Source organism: Pseudomonas sp. PHC1, from assembly GCF_046487845.1.
Taxonomy (GTDB): domain Bacteria; phylum Pseudomonadota; class Gammaproteobacteria; order Pseudomonadales; family Pseudomonadaceae; genus Aquipseudomonas; species Aquipseudomonas sputi.
The window spans coordinates 251,573-267,585 of sequence record NZ_JBJXHJ010000004.1 but is presented as its reverse complement, the minus strand read 5'-3'; the positions used below and the strand labels follow the sequence as shown (position 1 = coordinate 267,585).

12 protein-coding genes are annotated in these 16,013 nt (G+C 58.4%); 7 read left to right on the top strand and 5 right to left on the bottom strand.

Going from position 1 to position 16,013, the window contains the following annotated elements; all coding sequences use genetic code 11:
• The first annotated feature begins 102 nt into the window (after positions 1 to 102).
• The 5 genes from ACKJSM_RS08295 to ACKJSM_RS08275 all read left to right on the top strand — a co-directional run bounded on the left by ACKJSM_RS08295 (position 103) and on the right by ACKJSM_RS08275 (position 4,440).
• Positions 103 to 621: a DUF2059 domain-containing protein gene (locus tag ACKJSM_RS08295; protein WP_236177999.1), complete on the top strand. Its 519-nt coding sequence runs from the start codon at positions 103 to 105 to the stop codon at positions 619 to 621.
• Positions 622 to 633: 12 nt separating this feature from the next.
• Positions 634 to 933 carry a BolA family protein gene (locus ACKJSM_RS08290; protein ID WP_007950896.1) on the top strand — a complete coding sequence of 100 codons (300 nt, stop codon included), beginning with the start codon at positions 634 to 636 and terminating at the stop codon, positions 931 to 933.
• A 117-nt stretch (positions 934 to 1,050) separates the two neighbouring features.
• The gene (locus ACKJSM_RS08285; protein WP_410237200.1) at positions 1,051 to 1,992 is read left to right on the top strand and encodes a rhodanese-related sulfurtransferase; all 942 of its coding nucleotides are present in this window, start codon (positions 1,051 to 1,053) and stop codon (positions 1,990 to 1,992) included.
• A gap of 35 nt (positions 1,993 to 2,027) precedes the next feature.
• On the top strand, positions 2,028 to 2,630 hold the full coding sequence (locus ACKJSM_RS08280) for a DsbA family protein (RefSeq protein ID WP_410237240.1): 603 nt from the start codon (positions 2,028 to 2,030) through the stop codon (positions 2,628 to 2,630).
• On the top strand, positions 2,623 to 4,440 hold the full coding sequence (locus tag ACKJSM_RS08275; RefSeq protein WP_410237199.1) for an ABC transporter ATP-binding protein: 1,818 nt from the start codon (positions 2,623 to 2,625) through the stop codon (positions 4,438 to 4,440). The genes ACKJSM_RS08280 and ACKJSM_RS08275 overlap by 8 nt, the downstream gene beginning before the upstream one ends.
• 1 nt (position 4,441) lies before the next feature.
• Here the strand turns inward: ACKJSM_RS08275 and ACKJSM_RS08270 are convergent, their stop codons facing one another.
• The gene (locus ACKJSM_RS08270; protein ID WP_410237198.1) at positions 4,442 to 8,914 is read right to left on the bottom strand and encodes a hypothetical protein; all 4,473 of its coding nucleotides are present in this window, start codon (positions 8,912 to 8,914) and stop codon (positions 4,442 to 4,444) included.
• A gap of 218 nt (positions 8,915 to 9,132) precedes the next feature.
• Here ACKJSM_RS08270 and ACKJSM_RS08265 point away from each other — a divergent pair, with 218 nt between their 5' ends.
• Together ACKJSM_RS08265 and ACKJSM_RS08260 are read left to right on the top strand one after the other, a co-directional pair.
• On the top strand, positions 9,133 to 11,595 hold the full coding sequence (locus ACKJSM_RS08265; RefSeq protein ID WP_410237197.1) for an EAL domain-containing protein: 2,463 nt from the start codon (positions 9,133 to 9,135) through the stop codon (positions 11,593 to 11,595).
• 79 nt (positions 11,596 to 11,674) lie between these two features.
• Positions 11,675 to 12,439 (top strand): TenA family transcriptional regulator, encoded by a 765-nt coding sequence (locus ACKJSM_RS08260; protein WP_373874282.1) that lies wholly within the window; start codon positions 11,675 to 11,677, stop codon positions 12,437 to 12,439.
• Positions 12,440 to 12,500: 61 nt separating this feature from the next.
• Here the strand turns inward: ACKJSM_RS08260 and ACKJSM_RS08255 are convergent, their stop codons facing one another.
• The 4 genes from ACKJSM_RS08255 to ubiG all read right to left on the bottom strand — a co-directional run bounded on the left by ACKJSM_RS08255 (position 12,501) and on the right by ubiG (position 15,995).
• Positions 12,501 to 13,427 (bottom strand): GGDEF domain-containing protein, encoded by a 927-nt coding sequence (locus ACKJSM_RS08255; protein WP_410237196.1) that lies wholly within the window; start codon positions 13,425 to 13,427, stop codon positions 12,501 to 12,503.
• A gap of 362 nt (positions 13,428 to 13,789) precedes the next feature.
• On the bottom strand, positions 13,790 to 14,530 hold the full coding sequence (locus ACKJSM_RS08250; protein ID WP_025113079.1) for a YciK family oxidoreductase: 741 nt from the start codon (positions 14,528 to 14,530) through the stop codon (positions 13,790 to 13,792).
• 90 nt (positions 14,531 to 14,620) lie between these two features.
• Complete coding sequence (gene mupP / locus ACKJSM_RS08245; protein ID WP_236178006.1) at positions 14,621 to 15,292, bottom strand: N-acetylmuramic acid 6-phosphate phosphatase MupP; 672 nt, start codon at positions 15,290 to 15,292, stop codon at positions 14,621 to 14,623.
• 4 nt (positions 15,293 to 15,296) lie between these two features.
• Positions 15,297 to 15,995 (bottom strand): bifunctional 2-polyprenyl-6-hydroxyphenol methylase/3-demethylubiquinol 3-O-methyltransferase UbiG, encoded by a 699-nt coding sequence (ubiG, locus tag ACKJSM_RS08240; protein ID WP_007950906.1) that lies wholly within the window; start codon positions 15,993 to 15,995, stop codon positions 15,297 to 15,299.
• Between the last annotated feature and the right edge of the window lie 18 nt (positions 15,996 to 16,013).

The following is a 16,013-nucleotide window of genomic DNA, read 5'->3' as shown; positions in this document are numbered from 1 at the left end:
CCAATCAAGCGCGGCAAGGGCCGGGGCTTGAGCCGCAGCGTTATTCAGGCGCAGAATGGTCGCCCTTGGGGTTTTACCTCGCCTAGCTGAAAAGGAAACTCGATGACTCGTCTTCGTGCCATCTGTACCGCGGTTGCCCTGGTTTGCGCCAGCGGCCAGGTGCTTGCCGATACCGCCAGCCACAACGCCAGTGCCGAAGCTTTCCTGACCCTGGCACACGCTGACAAGCTGGGCACTCCGGTGTATATGCAGGTTCAGCAGATGTTCGCCCAGCGTTTTGAACAGACCAAGGCGCCGGAATCCAAGAAAGCCGTACTGGATACCTACCAGGCCAAGGCCAACGCCGCTCTGGACCAGGCCATCGGCTGGAAGAAACTGAAGCCGGACATGGTCAAGCTCTACACCAGCAACTTCAGCGAGTCCGAGTTGAAAGACCTGGTCGCGTTCTACCAGTCGCCACTGGGCAAGAAAGTCCTGGAAAAAATGCCGCAGCTGACCCAGCAATCGGCCCAGATGACTCAGGCCAAGCTGGAAAGCGCCGTGCCGGTGGTCAACAAGCTGCTGGACGACATGACCAACGAGCTGGCGCCGAAAGGCGCGCCTGCGGCCAAGAAGAAGTAAGCGGAGTTCGTGATGACCATGCAACAACGCATCGAATCGACGCTCGCACTGCTTCAGCCTGAGCATTTGCAAGTGCTGGACGAAAGCCACATGCACAGTCGCGGGTTGCAGACCCACTTCAAGGCAGTGGTGGTCAGCGCGCAGTTCGAAGGCCTGAACCGGGTCAAGCGCCACCAGAAAGTCTACGGCACGCTCGGCGAGCTGATGGGCGAGTTTCATGCGTTGGCGCTGCACACCTACACCCCGCAGGAATGGGCGGAGACAGGCGTCGCTCCGGCGTCGCCGACCTGTGCCGGCGGCAGCAAGCATTGAGCCTTGCAGCAATGAACTGAGGTTTTTTGCTAGAATCCGCAACGCGCCGCTGACCCGGCGCGTTTTTTTTCGCATCCGGTTCACCCTTTACGAGGGTAGCCACCTGGAGAAATACCCATGACACAACCGATTGTCGTGGCGGCACTGTATAAGTTCGTCACCCTCGAAGATTACGTCAACCTGCGCGAGCCGCTGCTGCAAGCGATGGTCGACAACGGCATCAAAGGCACCTTGCTGATCGCCGAAGAAGGCATCAACGGCACGGTGTCCGGCAGCCGCGAAGGCATCGACGGCCTGCTGGCCTGGCTGCGCAACGATCCGCGCATGGTCGATATCGATCACAAGGAATCGTACTGCGACGAGCAGCCGTTCTATCGCACCAAGGTCAAGCTCAAGAAAGAGATCGTGACCCTGGGCGTCGAAGGCGTCGACCCGAACAAGCAGGTCGGCACCTACATCGAGCCAAAGGACTGGAATGCGCTGATCAGCGACCCGGAAGTGCTGCTGATCGACACCCGCAACGATTACGAAGTCTCGATCGGCACCTTCGAAGGCGCCATCGATCCGAAAACCACCAGTTTTCGCGAATTCCCCGACTACATCAAAGAACACTTCGATCCGGCCGTGCACAAGAAGGTCGCGATGTTCTGCACCGGCGGCATCCGCTGCGAGAAGGCCTCGAGCTACATGCTCGGCGAAGGCTTCGAAGAGGTTTACCACCTCAAGGGCGGGATCCTGAAGTACCTCGAAGAAGTGCCGCAGGAAGAAACCAAATGGCAGGGCGACTGCTTTGTGTTCGACAACCGCGTGACCGTGCGTCATGACCTGAGCGAAGGCGACTACGATCAGTGCCATGCCTGCCGCACCCCGGTCAGTGTCGAGGATCGTGCTTCCGAGCATTACGTGGCCGGCATCAGTTGCCCGCACTGCTGGAATTCCCTGAGCGAGAAGACCCGCCGCAGTGCCATCGACCGGCAGAAACAGATCGAACTGGCCAAGGCGCGCAACATGCCGCACCCGATCGGCTACAACTATAAGCAAGCATCCACCGAGGCTTAATCATGTCTGCACGCCTGCTCTATGTGATGGATCCGATGTGTTCGTGGTGCTGGGGATTTGCCCCGGTGGCCAAGGCCTTGGTGGAGCAGGCGCAGGCAGCCGGGGTGGAACTGCACCTGGTGGTCGGCGGGTTGCGTACCGGCAGTGGTGCGGCGCTGGAGCCGACCACCCGGCGCTACATTCTCGAACACTGGCAGGCGGTCAACGAGGCCACCGGCCAGCCGTTCAAATTTGAAGGCGCGTTGCCGGACGGTTTTGTCTACGACACCGAGCCTGCCTGCCGGGCCATCGTCACCGCCCGCAGCCTGGCGCCGGATTGCGCGTGGAAACTGGTCGGGTTGATCCAGCAGGCGTTTTACGCGGAAGGTCGCGATGTCACCCAGGCCAGCGTTCTGGTGGATCTGGCAGAGAAGGCTGGCGTGCCGCGCATCGAATTTGCTGCCCTGTTCGATCATGCCGATCAACACAAGGCGACCCAGGCCGATTTCAGTTGGGTTCAGGATCTGGGCATTGCCGGATTTCCGACCCTGCTCGCCGAACGCAACGGCCAACTGGCGTTGCTGACCAACGGTTACCAGCCGCTCAGTGAACTGTCTCCGTTGCTCGGTCGATGGCTGGAGCGCGCCGCCTGTGTCTGACCCGGCCGATGACACGCCAGCCGTCAAGCGTGTCGACCGGCTGAGCTGGGCTGAGGTCCGGCGACTGGCGCTTCATCACAAAAAATCCCTGTGGATCGCCAACGGCGTGGCCGTTCTGGCGACGCTGTGCAGCGTGCCGATTCCGTTGCTGCTGCCGTTGCTGGTGGACGAAGTCCTGCTCGGCCACGGCGATGCCGCGCTGAAAGTGATGAACCATGTGCTGCCCTCGATGTGGCAGCAGGCGGCGGGCTACATCGGCCTGATGCTGGTGGTGACGCTGACCCTGCGTTGCAGCGCGCTGTGTTTTGGTGTGTTGCAGGCGCGATTGTTTGCGCGGCTGGCCAAGGACATCGTTTATCGCATTCGCGTGCGGTTGATCGAGCGTCTGAAGCGCATTTCCCTCGGCGAATACGAAAGCCTGGGCAGCGGCACCGTTACCACGCACCTGGTCACTGACCTCGACACCCTCGACAAGTTTGTCGGCGAAACCCTCAGCCGTTTTCTGGTGGCGATGCTGACCTTGGTCGGCACCGCCAGCATCCTGATGTGGATGCACTGGAAACTGGCATTGCTGATCCTGCTGTTCAACCCGCTGGTGATCTACGCCACGGTGCAGTTGGGCAAACGGGTCAAACACCTGAAAAAACTGGAGAACGACAGCACCTCGCGCTTCACCCAGGCGCTGAGCGAAACCCTTGATGCAATTCAGGAAGTGCGTGCCGGCAACCGGCAGGGCTTCTTCCTCGGACGTCTCGGCCTGCGGGCTCAGGAAGTGCGCAATTACGCGGTCAACTCGCAGTGGAAGACCGACGCCTCGAACCGCGCCAGTGGGCTGCTGTTCCAGTTCGGTATCGACATCTTCCGCGCGGCGGCGATGCTCACGGTGCTGTTTTCCGACCTGTCGATCGGGCAGATGCTCGCGGTGTTCAGCTACCTGTGGTTCATGATCGGTCCGGTCGAACAACTGCTGAACCTGCAATACGCCTATTACGCGGCAGGTGGCGCGCTGGCGCGGATCAACGAACTGCTGGCCCGCGCCGACGAGCCGCAATACACCGGCGGCGTTGACCCGTTCAAGGGCCGCGATACCGTCGGGATTCAGGTGCAGGGTTTGAGCTTCGGTTACGGCGACGAACTGGTGCTGGATCAGTTGAACCTGTCCATCGCCCCCGGCGAGAAAGTGGCGATTGTCGGCGCCAGTGGCGGCGGCAAAAGTACCCTCGTGCAATTGCTGCTGGGCCTGTACACGCCACTGGCCGGGACGATCCGTTTCGGTGGCTCGACCCAACAGGAAATCGGCCTGGAAACGGTTCGGGAAAATGTCGCGGTGGTGCTGCAGCATCCGGCGCTGTTCAATGACACTGTGCGCGCCAACCTGACCATGGGCCGTACCCGCAGCGACGAAGCCTGCTGGCAGGCGCTGGAAATCGCCCAGCTCGAGCCCACTATCCGCGCCTTGCCGGATGGGCTGGACAGCATTGTCGGCCGCTCCGGCGTGCGTCTGTCCGGCGGTCAGCGCCAACGGCTGGCCATCGCGCGGATGATCCTCGCGGAACCCAAAGTGGTGATCCTCGACGAAGCGACATCGGCCCTCGACGCCGCCACCGAATACAACCTGCACCAGGCCATGGCGCGGTTCCTGAATGGCCGCACCACGCTGATCATTGCCCACCGCCTGTCAGCAGTGAAGCAGGCGGACCGGGTGTTGGTGTTCGACGGTGGGCAAGTGGCCGAAGATGGCGACCATCAGCAACTGATTGCCGAGGGTGGTTTGTACGCCAAGCTTTATGGGCATTTGCAGCGGTTGTAGGTTATCTCCAGATGACGTTAAGCCAATCATTAGCGCCTGTATGACCGAACGCCTTTACGATCACCGCACAAGCTTCGCAGGGCGGCATGGTGGTTGCGATGTTGACTGAGCGGATGGCCTGTTTATCGGGATATTTCCGGTGGATGAAACTGATCAACTTGCTTTCACTGTCCAGTGAAGTGGGTACCGCTGGCAGTTCGGGATAGGTTTTCGGAATGGCCAGAAGATTCTCATGGCTATCCATCAGAAGGCCACTTGGGGTGGGTGGACCGCTCAAGTCGACATTGAAGTAAGTCGCGTCGCCTCTCTGGACGTGCTCGGCTCCCAGATAGGTTTTGAACAGAGGCAGTTTTCCTGTTGTGCCCTGTGCCCCGGAAACACTGACATAGACCTCCCTGACTCCATCGGTCTTGATGACTTCTGCATACGCGATGTTTCTGGGGTTGGAACGTCGTTGTGATTTAGGCAACAGGTCATTGAGCTTTTTCATCGTGCGATCGATCCTGAACAGACTTTCTGTGTTCTGAGGGATCGTCTGCTCCATGAACAATGTGTCGAAAATTTCGGCTGTTCGTTGGCGCAACGTTTCCGAAGCTTCATGGCTGCGTGACCATGTTGTTGCGCCTTCGGACGATTGTGTGACGATCATTCTCGTCCTTTGATCGAACATCAGGGCTTCGCCGGGGCTGGTATCGAGTTTGATCCATTGCATATTGGCGGGTGGGTTTGGGGGGGTGCCCAAGGGGATAGCGATTCGCTCCATGGTTTTCATTGCACGCTCGACTGCATCTGTACCGTAGATCGCCGCGAGGTTGTTGGCGGTCAGTGAGCCTTCATACGTTCGCAACAGCTCGGCACCCCGTGTGCCTTCCATGAGATCGTCTTGAGATAGTTGTTTCATAGTGAGCGTCTGCAGCTCGCTCAGGTCTTTATCTGCAGGAAACGTCGCCAGGTAATATTTATCGGTATTTACACGAGTAAAGAGGAGATTGTCGGAGGTAACGAGAGACGGTACGACAATCGCGCCTATGCGGTGCAGTTCATTGCTGTCTTGATAGCTTCCCTGGATTTCTATGCGTACATAAATGCCCTTTTGAAATTGCACGTCGGCCAGGATTACGTCTTTGGGTACCGGCTTTTTTTGGGCGAAACCCAATTGTGTGAAATCGCCCTTCCACCTCTTCGGTTCGCCATTCAACAAATGATAGAGGCAACCATCGCGCAGGAAATACTCCCCCTCTACTGAATGCCGCGCTTGTGGTGTGCACAACCGTTCACCAAACCAGGGGGCATAACCTTTGTTCGGGTCAAATGAGCGAAGCGGCGGGGTATCGGGATGGGGATCGCCAGTAATGAACTCATTAACGCAAATGTCACTCCCTGGTGCGCGTTTGATACGGCAGGAAGTGCGTTTGAACTTCGAACTTTCATCAATCAGTTCGATACGGCGCAACCAGTCGCCATCCAGTCGATAGGGTACGTTGTCGATATAAACGGTCATTTGGCCATCGATTTCCGGCAACTCGCGGATTTTGGCGTGTTCTGCCACTTCGACGAAGACGTGCTGATCGGTTTTTTGAATTGGGCGATAGGCAGAGCGGCCCAGCGACAACCGGTAAAGCTTGTCGGCCAGGGGCGGTCCAAAGGGTTTGTCGGTCATCGGATCAAGCATTCGATAATCAAGCAGCGTCGCGCTGTCGACTCTGCGAGCCGGAAGGTCATCGAACCCTCTGGTCGAGACCAGGTTGTCAGAAGCGGCAAGCAGCTTGTAGCTGCCCGGGTCCGTGACTTGCGGTAGTCCTTTTACGAAGTCATATGAGCCAGCTCTCCCGGTCAGCCTGTTGATTTGCCTGATGGCGGCCCGCAGTGCCAGCCGGTTCACGGCATAAAGTCCATGTACCAGTACTTTCCCCAGAGTAGGCGCGCCATCCAGCGGGTTGAAGTTGCGTAAGGACGTGATCAGTAGTTTTTGGGTCAGGCGGGAAAACTGTGGCAGTACCTGTTTGTAACCCAGGCGAACAGCGGTGGAGGCGAGTCTTGCAGAGCCGGAAACGAATTTTCCAAGAGGAAGGGCAAAGGACAGTGTGTCGGTGAACATGCCGAAGACTGCGTTAATGCTTTTTCGCGGATCATCGGAATGAAGATCGTCGAGGTTGCCAAAGAAGGGTACCCACTTCCCGATCTTGATAAGCAGGGTATGACGCCTCTCTTCCGCCTTCTCCAGTTCTGTCTGCTGCCGTGCGTTGGCGTAAAGCTTGTCTTCCGCTACATAGAGGTGGTCGCGTGCGATGAATAACGCGATCTCCGAGGCGCGCTTGGAGGTGATGGCAGGGGGATGACCCGTCGGCGCTTCAGGGGGAAAGGTCACGCCCAGTTGTTCGATGATGGCGATGCATGTGGCCTCTTTCTTTGGTGCGCGGCCGATTTCGTAGGCATCCCAGTCCAGTGGTACGGGTTTGCCACGCCGCACGGTCACCCGCACCTTGCCGCGAATTCGCCATTCTTCGGTTGTAAGGCGACCGTTGAGCATGTCCGCGTTGAAGTCGGTGCGCTGGCGAATGATTCCGGCGCGCGGCAGGCATTCATACCAGCAGGTCCGGTCGTTGTAGGTCATGGAAAGGATAAAGCCCATTCGCAGCCTCAACGGCATTGTGAGTGAGGGCTTCTCCTGGGAAGCTTCCAGGTCTTTGGTCGACGATCTCACGGTGTAGATTTTTGTCTCACCGTATTCGATGGCCAGACGATCATCATGGGGCAGATGGCTGAACAGGCTGATCAGTAATTGCCGGTAGGCACTTTTTATCATGTTGAGATAGGTGTTGTATTGACTCTCGAACAACACATTGACATCTGGCAGTGTCCTGAGCCGGATGGCTTCCGGGATCCATTTGGCGGTCGTTTCAATGCTTCCGTCCGATCGAATGCTGAAACGGGCGGTGCTGACACTTTCGCCATCGTATCCGGTAATGAGCCAGGTTTTGTCTTTATGTCCCTTCCACATATAGACATCGCGAAAGGACACGCTTTTCTGTCGTAGATCCGGCACGAACCTTGAACCCGTGTCGGGCCCCAGGTATCTGACCAGTTTTCGACCATCGCTGGTGAACACCTGTTGACCGAATACTTTCTTGATTTCCCGGTCTGCGATCTCCCAGCGTTTTGGCGGATCGATATCCAGTTGTTTCAAAGTGGTTTTCATCACCTCTGTATGCTGGTCGAGGGCCTCCATTACGCGCTTCTTGGTGGACTCGCTGTATTCGGCGTTTCTGTCTTCTTGCACGATGCCGTTGGCGACAGCCCAGTCCATCGCGGGAGCAATCCTGCTCCAGGCGACGATATCCAGTTCCTGTTCAGTGGCTTCTGTGGATTCCTCCAGAGGAAAGTCAACCAGTTGCTGGAATGTCATGTGGGGCACACGGTCCGGTTCGATGGCGTCAGCCAGATGAAGTCCATGGACAAAGTTCACCCAGACCAGAGAGCTTCTATAAGGCAGGTCGACGGGAGTGTCGGAGCGATGGAAGTCGATTGGAAATTCGCAGCGGTACAGGCAGGCCAGCAGGACCGCCTCGATTTCCGAAGTGACCCGATTGCTGCTCAGAAGGTGGTCTTCGAACTCGCTCCATATGGCCTGGTAGCTTTTCCCGTAGTTGGAGCGCTGATGCCAGGGATACCCGGCGATATCTCTCTCTGCATCAGTGTCACGTTGCTCCCACAAGCGGATTGCCCTGCTCAGCAGTTTGTTGCGAACGAGCGGTGAATCGTCTTGTTCAGTGTCGCTGCCGTACCATCCCAGTTTTGTCAGCAGCGACTTCGCCAGCTGGCTGGCGTCGGCCGATTGAAGGATTTGCTCCAGGTACACGGTGGGGGTCTGGCGAACGCGCGCTGCGGTGATATCGGAGGCGAGATTTTTCGCGAGATGGCCGATCAGCGATTTGACTGACGCCGGCAAGAACTGTCTGATGGCTTCACGGATTTTGCTCTCGGTCAGACGGCCCAGCAGGGTCGAGAGGGGCAAGCGTTCTTTGGGTGGTAAGCTCCGGCTTTTCCGCAAAGCCTGGTGTTCCTCGAGGTTCGGAGTGCAGGCCAGCGAGTCGACGTCAATGCCGCGTTCCAATTGCAGCCCATGACGGGCGCGCTTTTCTTCCAGGGCGCGCAATGCGGCTTGGTGTTCCTCTTTATCGGCAGGATTCCAGGGGGAGATACCGTAATAAAGTGCCATCCGGGCGAGGCTGAACTGCCCGTCCGGGCGTAGAGTCAGTTTCAGTTTTCGGGCGATGGACGGGTTTTTTGCATCCAGGTCCAGAGGCGAGCCGGGATGTGGCTTGAGGTAGGTATTGGTCAAGGCGCTGGCGGTGGAGGGCGTGTTTCGCAGTTTTTCCAGCAACCTGCTGTACTCTTCCAGTAAGGCCTGATGCCGCGCGGGATAAGAGGAGCCTGCGTCGAGCGGGGCGCTGGAAGTCGAAGGGGGCAGCATGTTTGATTGTCCTTTTGGTGTGGAGGGATCCGTAAGGCTTTAGCCCTCAAGGGGGCGGTTTGCAGTAGATCGCTTCCAAAAGGCAGAAGGGCGGTACATATGTCTTGTCGGAAAGGAGTTGAAGCGCCCGTCGCTTGCCTAGATTCACAAGCCAACCTAGTCTCGTGATAGCGATTTCGTCCGGACGACGAACGGACTGTGCTCACGCAAGGAATCCCATGAAGCAAAAGCGGACTCTCGGAACGCCTCGGTTGCTGGGCATTGTCTGGCCATTTATCGCCGTCGTGCTGTTTCAAGCCTTGCTGGGGGGCGTGAGCCTCTATGTCCTTTCGGCCGTTCGCGGTTATGTGGCGGGCGAGAGTCTTTGGTCCAAGGGCCAGAAAGACGCCATCTATTACCTCAATCTTTATGCCGACAGCCGTGACGAGGCGATTTACCTCAAATATCAGAAAGCAATCGCTGTGCCTCAGGGTGGTCATCAGTTGCGTGTGGCACTGGACAGGCAACCGCCGGACCTCCAATCGGCGCGCGAGGGCATTCTCAAGGGCGGCAATCATCCGGATGATGTCTCCAGCCTGATCTGGCTGTATCTGAATTTCCGTCATTTCAGTTATCTGGAAATCGCCATCGACCGCTGGACGCTGGGTGATGCCTATCTGGTGGAACTTGATGATGTTGCGCGAGAGATGCATCGGTCCATCACCGCCAATGCCGCCACCGATGCGGATATCCGGCGCTGGAAGGCCCGGATCTATGCGATCAACGATGGCGTGACACCCGCCGCCAAGGCCTTCAGCGATGCACTGGGAGAAGGGTCGCGGGTGATCCTGCGTCTGTTGTTGTTCACCAACCTTGCCACGGCGCTGGGCCTGATCGTTCTGGCATTGCTGCGTACCCGCAAACTGCTCAAGCAACGTCATGCCTTCGCCGAGGCCTTGCAGCTGGAAAAGGACCGGGCCCACATTACTCTGCAGTCGATTGGCGACGGGGTGATCACCACCGACGTGAGCGGGGCAATTGAATACATGAACCCGGCCGCCGAAGCCTTGACCCACTGGAAAGCCGAACAGGCGGCCGGGCTGCCGCTGGCGGCCCTGTTCAATCTGCTGGACGACAACGCCCAGACCGAAGGGCTGACCTTGATCGAGCATATTCTCAGCGGTCAGCTCAGCGGTGGCAGCGAACACTCCAGGCTGATCCAGCGCCTCGACGGCAGTACCGTGTCGGTAACCCTGGTCGGGGCACCGATCCGCAACTCCGACAAGGTCAGCGGCACTGTACTGGTGCTGCATGACATGACGCAGGAGCGGCAATACATCGCCAATCTGTCGTGGCAGGCCACCCACGACGCGCTGACCGGGCTGGCCAACCGTCGCGAGTTCGAATACCGCCTCGAACAGGCCCTGCACAATCTGACCCGGCAACCCGGCCGCCATGCGCTGATGTTTCTCGACCTCGACCAGTTCAAACTGGTCAACGACACCTGTGGGCATGCGGCGGGCGACGAGTTGCTGCGGCATATCTGTGCGTTGCTGCAATCGGGCCTGCGCGAAGGCGACACCCTTGCGCGCCTGGGCGGCGACGAGTTCGGCATCTTGCTGGAGAACTGCGCCCCGGAGGCGGCGGAGAAGATTGCCGAGAGCTTGCGCCAGACCGTGCAGAACCTGCACTTCGTCTGGAAGGGGCGACCGTTCCTGACCACTGTCAGCATTGGTCTGGTGCACGTCGCGCAAACCCCGACCACCCTGGAGGCCTCGTTGCGGGCCGCCGACATGGCCTGCTACATGGCCAAGGAAAAGGGCCGCAACCGGGTGCAGGTCTACCATGCCGACGATTCAGAGCTGTCCCTGCGTTTTGGCGAGATGGCCTGGGTGCAGCGCCTGCACATGGCACTGGAAGAAAACCGCTTTTGTCTGTACGCCCAGGAAATTGCGCCATTGAGTTCGGCTGCCGGTGGCTCAGGCGGGCATATCGAGATTCTGCTGCGACTGCACGATGAGGCGGGCCGGATGATCCTGCCGGACAGTTTTATACCGGCGGCGGAACGTTACGGATTGATGACGTCGCTGGATCGCTGGGTTGTGCAGAATGTATTCAAGGTTATTGCCCAGTGTATTAACGATAAGTGTCAGAGTCCTCTGGCAATGTGTGCGATTAATCTTTCAGGCATTACTATCGGAGATGACGCGTTCTTGCACTTTCTACGCGAGCAGTTTGATAACTACGGTGTACCGCCTGAAATGATTTGTTTTGAAATTACAGAAACCAGCGCCATTGCGAATCTTGGGAGTGCAATCAAATTTATTAATGAACTCAAGGGCTTGGGTTGTTATTTCTCACTTGACGACTTTTGCGCCGGAATGTCTTCATTCGCTTATCTGAAACATTTGCCTGTAGACTTCCTGAAGATCGACGGGAGTTTCGTAAAGGATATGCTGGACGACCCGATTAACCGTGCAATGGTCGAAGTGATCAATCACATCGGACATGTCATGGGTAAGCAGACAATTGCCGAGTTTGTCGAAACAGCGCAGATCGAGCAGGCATTGCTTGAAATCGGTGTGGATTACGCTCAGGGTTATGTTGTGGAGCGTCCGCAGTTGTTTACCTGTGACAGTTTGCAAAGTCGGCCGGCCAGACCGCAGCCGTTGTTATTCAAGGCGCCTGGCACGTTCCGTTGAAGTCTCTTGCCGATCCTTACAATCACAAATCAAAAGGAGCCGAACAGTGATCGACACATTCAACCGAACCGGACCACTCATGGAAGCTGCAAGTTATCCCGCCTGGGCGCAACAGTTGATCCAGGATTGCAGCGAGAGCAAACGCCGGGTTGTCGAACATGAACTTTATCTGCGTATGCGTGATAACAAGCTCAGCGCCAAAACCATGCGCCAGTACCTGATCGGGGGCTGGCCCGTCGTTGAGCAATTCGCGTTGTACATGGCGCAGAATCTCACCAAAACCAAATTCGCCCGCCACCCGGGTGAAGACATGGCGCGGCGCTGGTTGATGCGCAATATCCGCGTCGAACTCAACCATGCCGATTACTGGCTGCACTGGAGCCGGGCCCATGGGGTGAGCCTGGAAGATCTGCAGGCGCAGCAAGTACCACCGGAATTGCATGCCCTGAGCCACTGGTGCTGGCACACCAGTTCGGCGGACTCGCTGATCGTGGCCATCGCGGCCACCAACTACGCGATCGAGGGCGCGACAGGGGAGTGGTCGGCGCTGGTGTGTTCAACGGGGGTCTATGCCGCCGCTTTCCCTGAAGAGGATCGCAAGCGGGCCATGAAGTGGCTGAAGATGCACGCCCAATACGATGATGCCCACCCGTGGGAGGCGCTGGAGATCATCTGCACCCTGGCCGGGATGAACCCGAGCAAAGCCTTGCAGGCGGAACTGCGACAGGCCATCTGCAAGAGCTACGACTACATGTACCTGTTCCTTGAGCGCTGCCTGCAGCTTGAGCTGTCGGAGCGGGTGGTAATGGTCGGGCGCGAGCGTCGGGCGCTGGTCGAGAGCTAGTTTCGGCGACATCAATGAAAAACGGGAGCCTCGGCTCCCGTTTTTCATTGGCTGCAAAAATCTAACCTGCCATGGTCAGGCGATTTCGCCCTTCGCGCTTGGCGACGTACAGCGCGCTGTCGGCCCGGCGCAACAGGCTGTCGGCGGATTCACCCGGCAACAGGGTCGAGCAGCCAAGGCTCACGGTCAGTTCGATCAGTTGGCCATCGGCGTAATAGTCCTGGGCCTGTACCGCATGGCGCAGGCGTTCGCCGACCATTGCAGCGGCTTCACGGCTGGTGTTGGAAAGCAGAATCAGGAACTCTTCCCCGCCATAGCGAAACACCATATCAACGTTGCGTAACTGATCCTTGATCGATGCGGCCACGGCTTTGAGCACCTGATCGCCGGCACCGTGACCATGAAGGTCATTGACCTGTTTGAAGTGGTCGATGTCCAGCATCAGCAGTGACAATGGCTGCAGGTGTCGACGGGACATTTCGATTTCCCGATGCAGGATCTGTTCCATGGCGATGCGGTTGCCGGCACCGGTCAGCGGGTCACGCAGTGCCGTTTGCGTGGCGACGCGATACAGCAGGGCATTACGCATCGGATACAGCAGGGTCGACAGCAATGACTCGAAATTGCCCAGCTCCTGCTCGCTGAACCGTTGATTGCGGCGGAACACCAACTCGCCCATATGCTCGCCTTCGTGGCTCAGACTGTAGCTGGCCGAGTGGTGCCCACGGGCACCGAACTCCAGGCGCAGGTCGCTACCGTTGTGCACGTAGATCAGGGCGTCCAGCGGTACCAGGCGCTGAACTTCGCGGAAAAACAGACCGAGAATACGTTGAGGCTCGAGGCTGGTTTGCAGTTGCAGGCTCATTTGTTGGCGCAATTGCGCCAGGCTGACAGGTCGCGCCAGCAGGGGAGGCAGCTGACCAAAGCCCAGGCGTTGCAATTTGGCACTGTCGAAGTCAATTGCAGTGGTCTGGGAGGGTGATTTCATATGGCGTGAGCCCCTAAGCAGTAAGTCTGTCTTACAGGCTGGGTGAGAGCGGCTATGGGCTGCGCGTCATACTGATCCATCAGTCCCGTAGGACATTTGGCGTAAGTTTAGTCTGCCCGATGACGATTAGTCAGCTATCGAATCAGGCCCTGCCCGACTGCCTTCACACGGCGTGCTTTGAGCAAATGTAGAGCGAAAGTCATGCCATACGGTTCATATTTTTTGAAAGCCGTTGCGAATCAATGGTTTGAGATTTTCGCGGCAGAAATGACGGTGGTTATTTGACTGAGATGGCCGCGCTGGAAGCGGCAATTGCATGCCGCGACGGGATTCCGCCACGGCAACAAATGCGACGTATGGCATTACTGGGCGTTGAAAGCCTGGCCATTGATACCTGTGCTGTCCGGGCCCATCAGGTACAGATAGACCGGCATGATCTCTTCCGGCGTCGGGTTGTTCAGCGGGTTTTCACCCGGATACGCCTGCGCACGCATGCTGGTGCGGGTTCCCCCCGGGTTGATGCTGTTGGAGCGTACCGGCGCCACGCCGTCGACTTCATCGGCCAGGGTCTGCATCAGGCCTTCGGTGGCGAACTTCGATACGCCATAAGCGCCCCAGTAGGCCCGTCCCTTGCGCCCGACGCTGCTGGAGGTGAACACCACCGAAGCGTCCTGCGACAGCTTGAGCAGCGGCAGCAGGGTGCTGGTGAGCATGAACATCGCGTTGACGTTGACCTGCATGACGCGCATGAAGTTTTCACCGGACAACTGCTCGATCGGCGTGCGCGGACCGATGATCGAGGCGTTGTGCAGCAGGCCGTCGAGGTGGCCGAACTCGGTCTCGATCATCGCCGCCAGCTCATCGTACTGATGGGGCAGGGCGGTTTCGAGGTTGAACGGGATTACAGCCGGCTGCGGATGCCCGGCCGCTTCGATCTCGTCATAGACCTGGGTCAGGTTGGCTTCGGTCTTGCCTAGCAACAATACGGTCGCACCGTGGGCGGCGTAGGTCTTGGCGGCGGCCGCGCCGATGCCGCGACCGGCACCGGTGACCAGAATGACCCGATCCTTGAGCAATTCGGGGCGAGCGGAGTAATCAAACATAAAAAACCTCATCAAGAGTCAGATCGTTCCCGCGTCCAGGCGTCGAACCGTCCGCGCGGGAATGCAGCCAATGACGCGCCGCGCCAGGTCTCAGCAACTGCAGAGTGCGTTATCCAGTACCTTGCGCAATTCCAGCGGATGATCCACCACCACGTCCGCCCCCCAGTGCCGAGGGTTATCGTCGGGATGAATGTAGCCGTAGGTCACGGCGGCGGTCTTGGTGCCGGCGTCACGACCGGATTCGATATCGCGCAGATCATCGCCGATGAACAGGACTGTCGACGGATCCAGATCAAGCATCTTGCAGGCAAGGATCAGCATTTCGGGATCCGGCTTGCTGTTCTTCACATGATCCGGGCAGATCAGCAGGGCCGAGCGCTCGGCCAGCCCCAGTTGCTGCATGATCGGTTCGGCGAAGCGCAGCGGCTTGTTGGTGACCACGCCCCAGATCAGATTGGCTTTCTCGATGTCGGCCAGTAATTCGCCCATGCCGTCGAACAGCTTGCTGTGCACGGCGCAGCCCACGAGATAGCGCTCGAGGAACTCCAGGCGCAACTCCTCGAAGCCCGGCGACTCCGGATCCATCGAGAACGTCACCGCGACCATGGCCTTGGCGCCGCCGGAGATTTCGTCGCGAATGTGTTTGTCGTTCATCGGTGGCAAACCGCGATCCGCGCGCATCGCCTGGCAGATGGCGATGAAGTCCGGCGCGGTGTCGAGCAGAGTGCCGTCCATGTCGAAAAGGACTGCTCTGATGGCCATCGGCTTATTCCTCGCGCAGGGTCTGGATCATGTAGTTGACGTCAACGTCCGCCGCCAGCTTGTAGTGCTTGGTCAGCGGGTTGTAGGTCAGACCGATGATGTCCTTGACGGTCAGGCCGGCCATGCGGCTCCAGGCGCCGAGCTCGGACGGGCGGATGAATTTCTTGAAATCGTGAGTGCCGCGCGGCAGCAGCTTCATGATGTATTCGGCGCCGACGATGGCGAACAGGTACGCCTTCGGGTTGCGGTTGATGGTGGAGAAGAACACCTGGCCGCCGGGCTTGACCATGCGGAAGCAGGCGCGGATCACCGAGGACGGATCCGGTACGTGCTCGAGCATTTCCAGGCAGGTGACGACGTCGAACTGCTCGGGCATTTCTTCGGCCAGGGCTTCGGCGGTGATCTGGCGGTATTCGACGTTCACGCCGGATTCCAGCTGATGCAGTTGCGCGACCGCCAGCGGCGCTTCGCCCATGTCGATGCCGGTCACGGTCGCGCCGCGCTGGGCCATGGCTTCGCTGAGAATGCCGCCGCCGCAGCCGACGTCGAGGACCTTCTTGCCGGCCAGGTTGACGCGCTCGTCAATCCAGTTGACCCGCAGCGGGTTGATGTCGTGCAGCGGTTTGAACTCGCTTTCGCGGTCCCACCAGCGATGGGCCAGGGCTTCGAATTTGGCGATTTCGGCGTGGTCGACGTTGCTCATGATTCAATCCTCTAAAAC

Coding starts and splice junctions, on each gene's coding strand:
- ACKJSM_RS08295 (WP_236177999.1), top strand. CDS start 103: ATGACTCGTCTTCGTGCCATCTGTACCGCGGTTGCCCTGGTTTGCGCC.
- ACKJSM_RS08290 (WP_007950896.1), top strand. CDS start 634: ATGACCATGCAACAACGCATCGAATCGACGCTCGCACTGCTTCAGCCT.
- ACKJSM_RS08285 (WP_410237200.1), top strand. CDS start 1,051: ATGACACAACCGATTGTCGTGGCGGCACTGTATAAGTTCGTCACCCTC.
- ACKJSM_RS08280 (WP_410237240.1), top strand. CDS start 2,028: ATGTGTTCGTGGTGCTGGGGATTTGCCCCGGTGGCCAAGGCCTTGGTG.
- ACKJSM_RS08270 (WP_410237198.1), bottom strand. CDS start 8,914: ATGCTGCCCCCTTCGACTTCCAGCGCCCCGCTCGACGCAGGCTCCTCT.
- ACKJSM_RS08265 (WP_410237197.1), top strand. CDS start 9,133: ATGAAGCAAAAGCGGACTCTCGGAACGCCTCGGTTGCTGGGCATTGTC.
- ACKJSM_RS08260 (WP_373874282.1), top strand. CDS start 11,675: ATGGAAGCTGCAAGTTATCCCGCCTGGGCGCAACAGTTGATCCAGGAT.
- ACKJSM_RS08255 (WP_410237196.1), bottom strand. CDS start 13,427: ATGAAATCACCCTCCCAGACCACTGCAATTGACTTCGACAGTGCCAAA.
- ACKJSM_RS08250 (WP_025113079.1), bottom strand. CDS start 14,530: ATGTTTGATTACTCCGCTCGCCCCGAATTGCTCAAGGATCGGGTCATT.
- mupP (WP_236178006.1), bottom strand. CDS start 15,292: ATGGCCATCAGAGCAGTCCTTTTCGACATGGACGGCACTCTGCTCGAC.
- ubiG (WP_007950906.1), bottom strand. CDS start 15,995: ATGAGCAACGTCGACCACGCCGAAATCGCCAAATTCGAAGCCCTGGCC.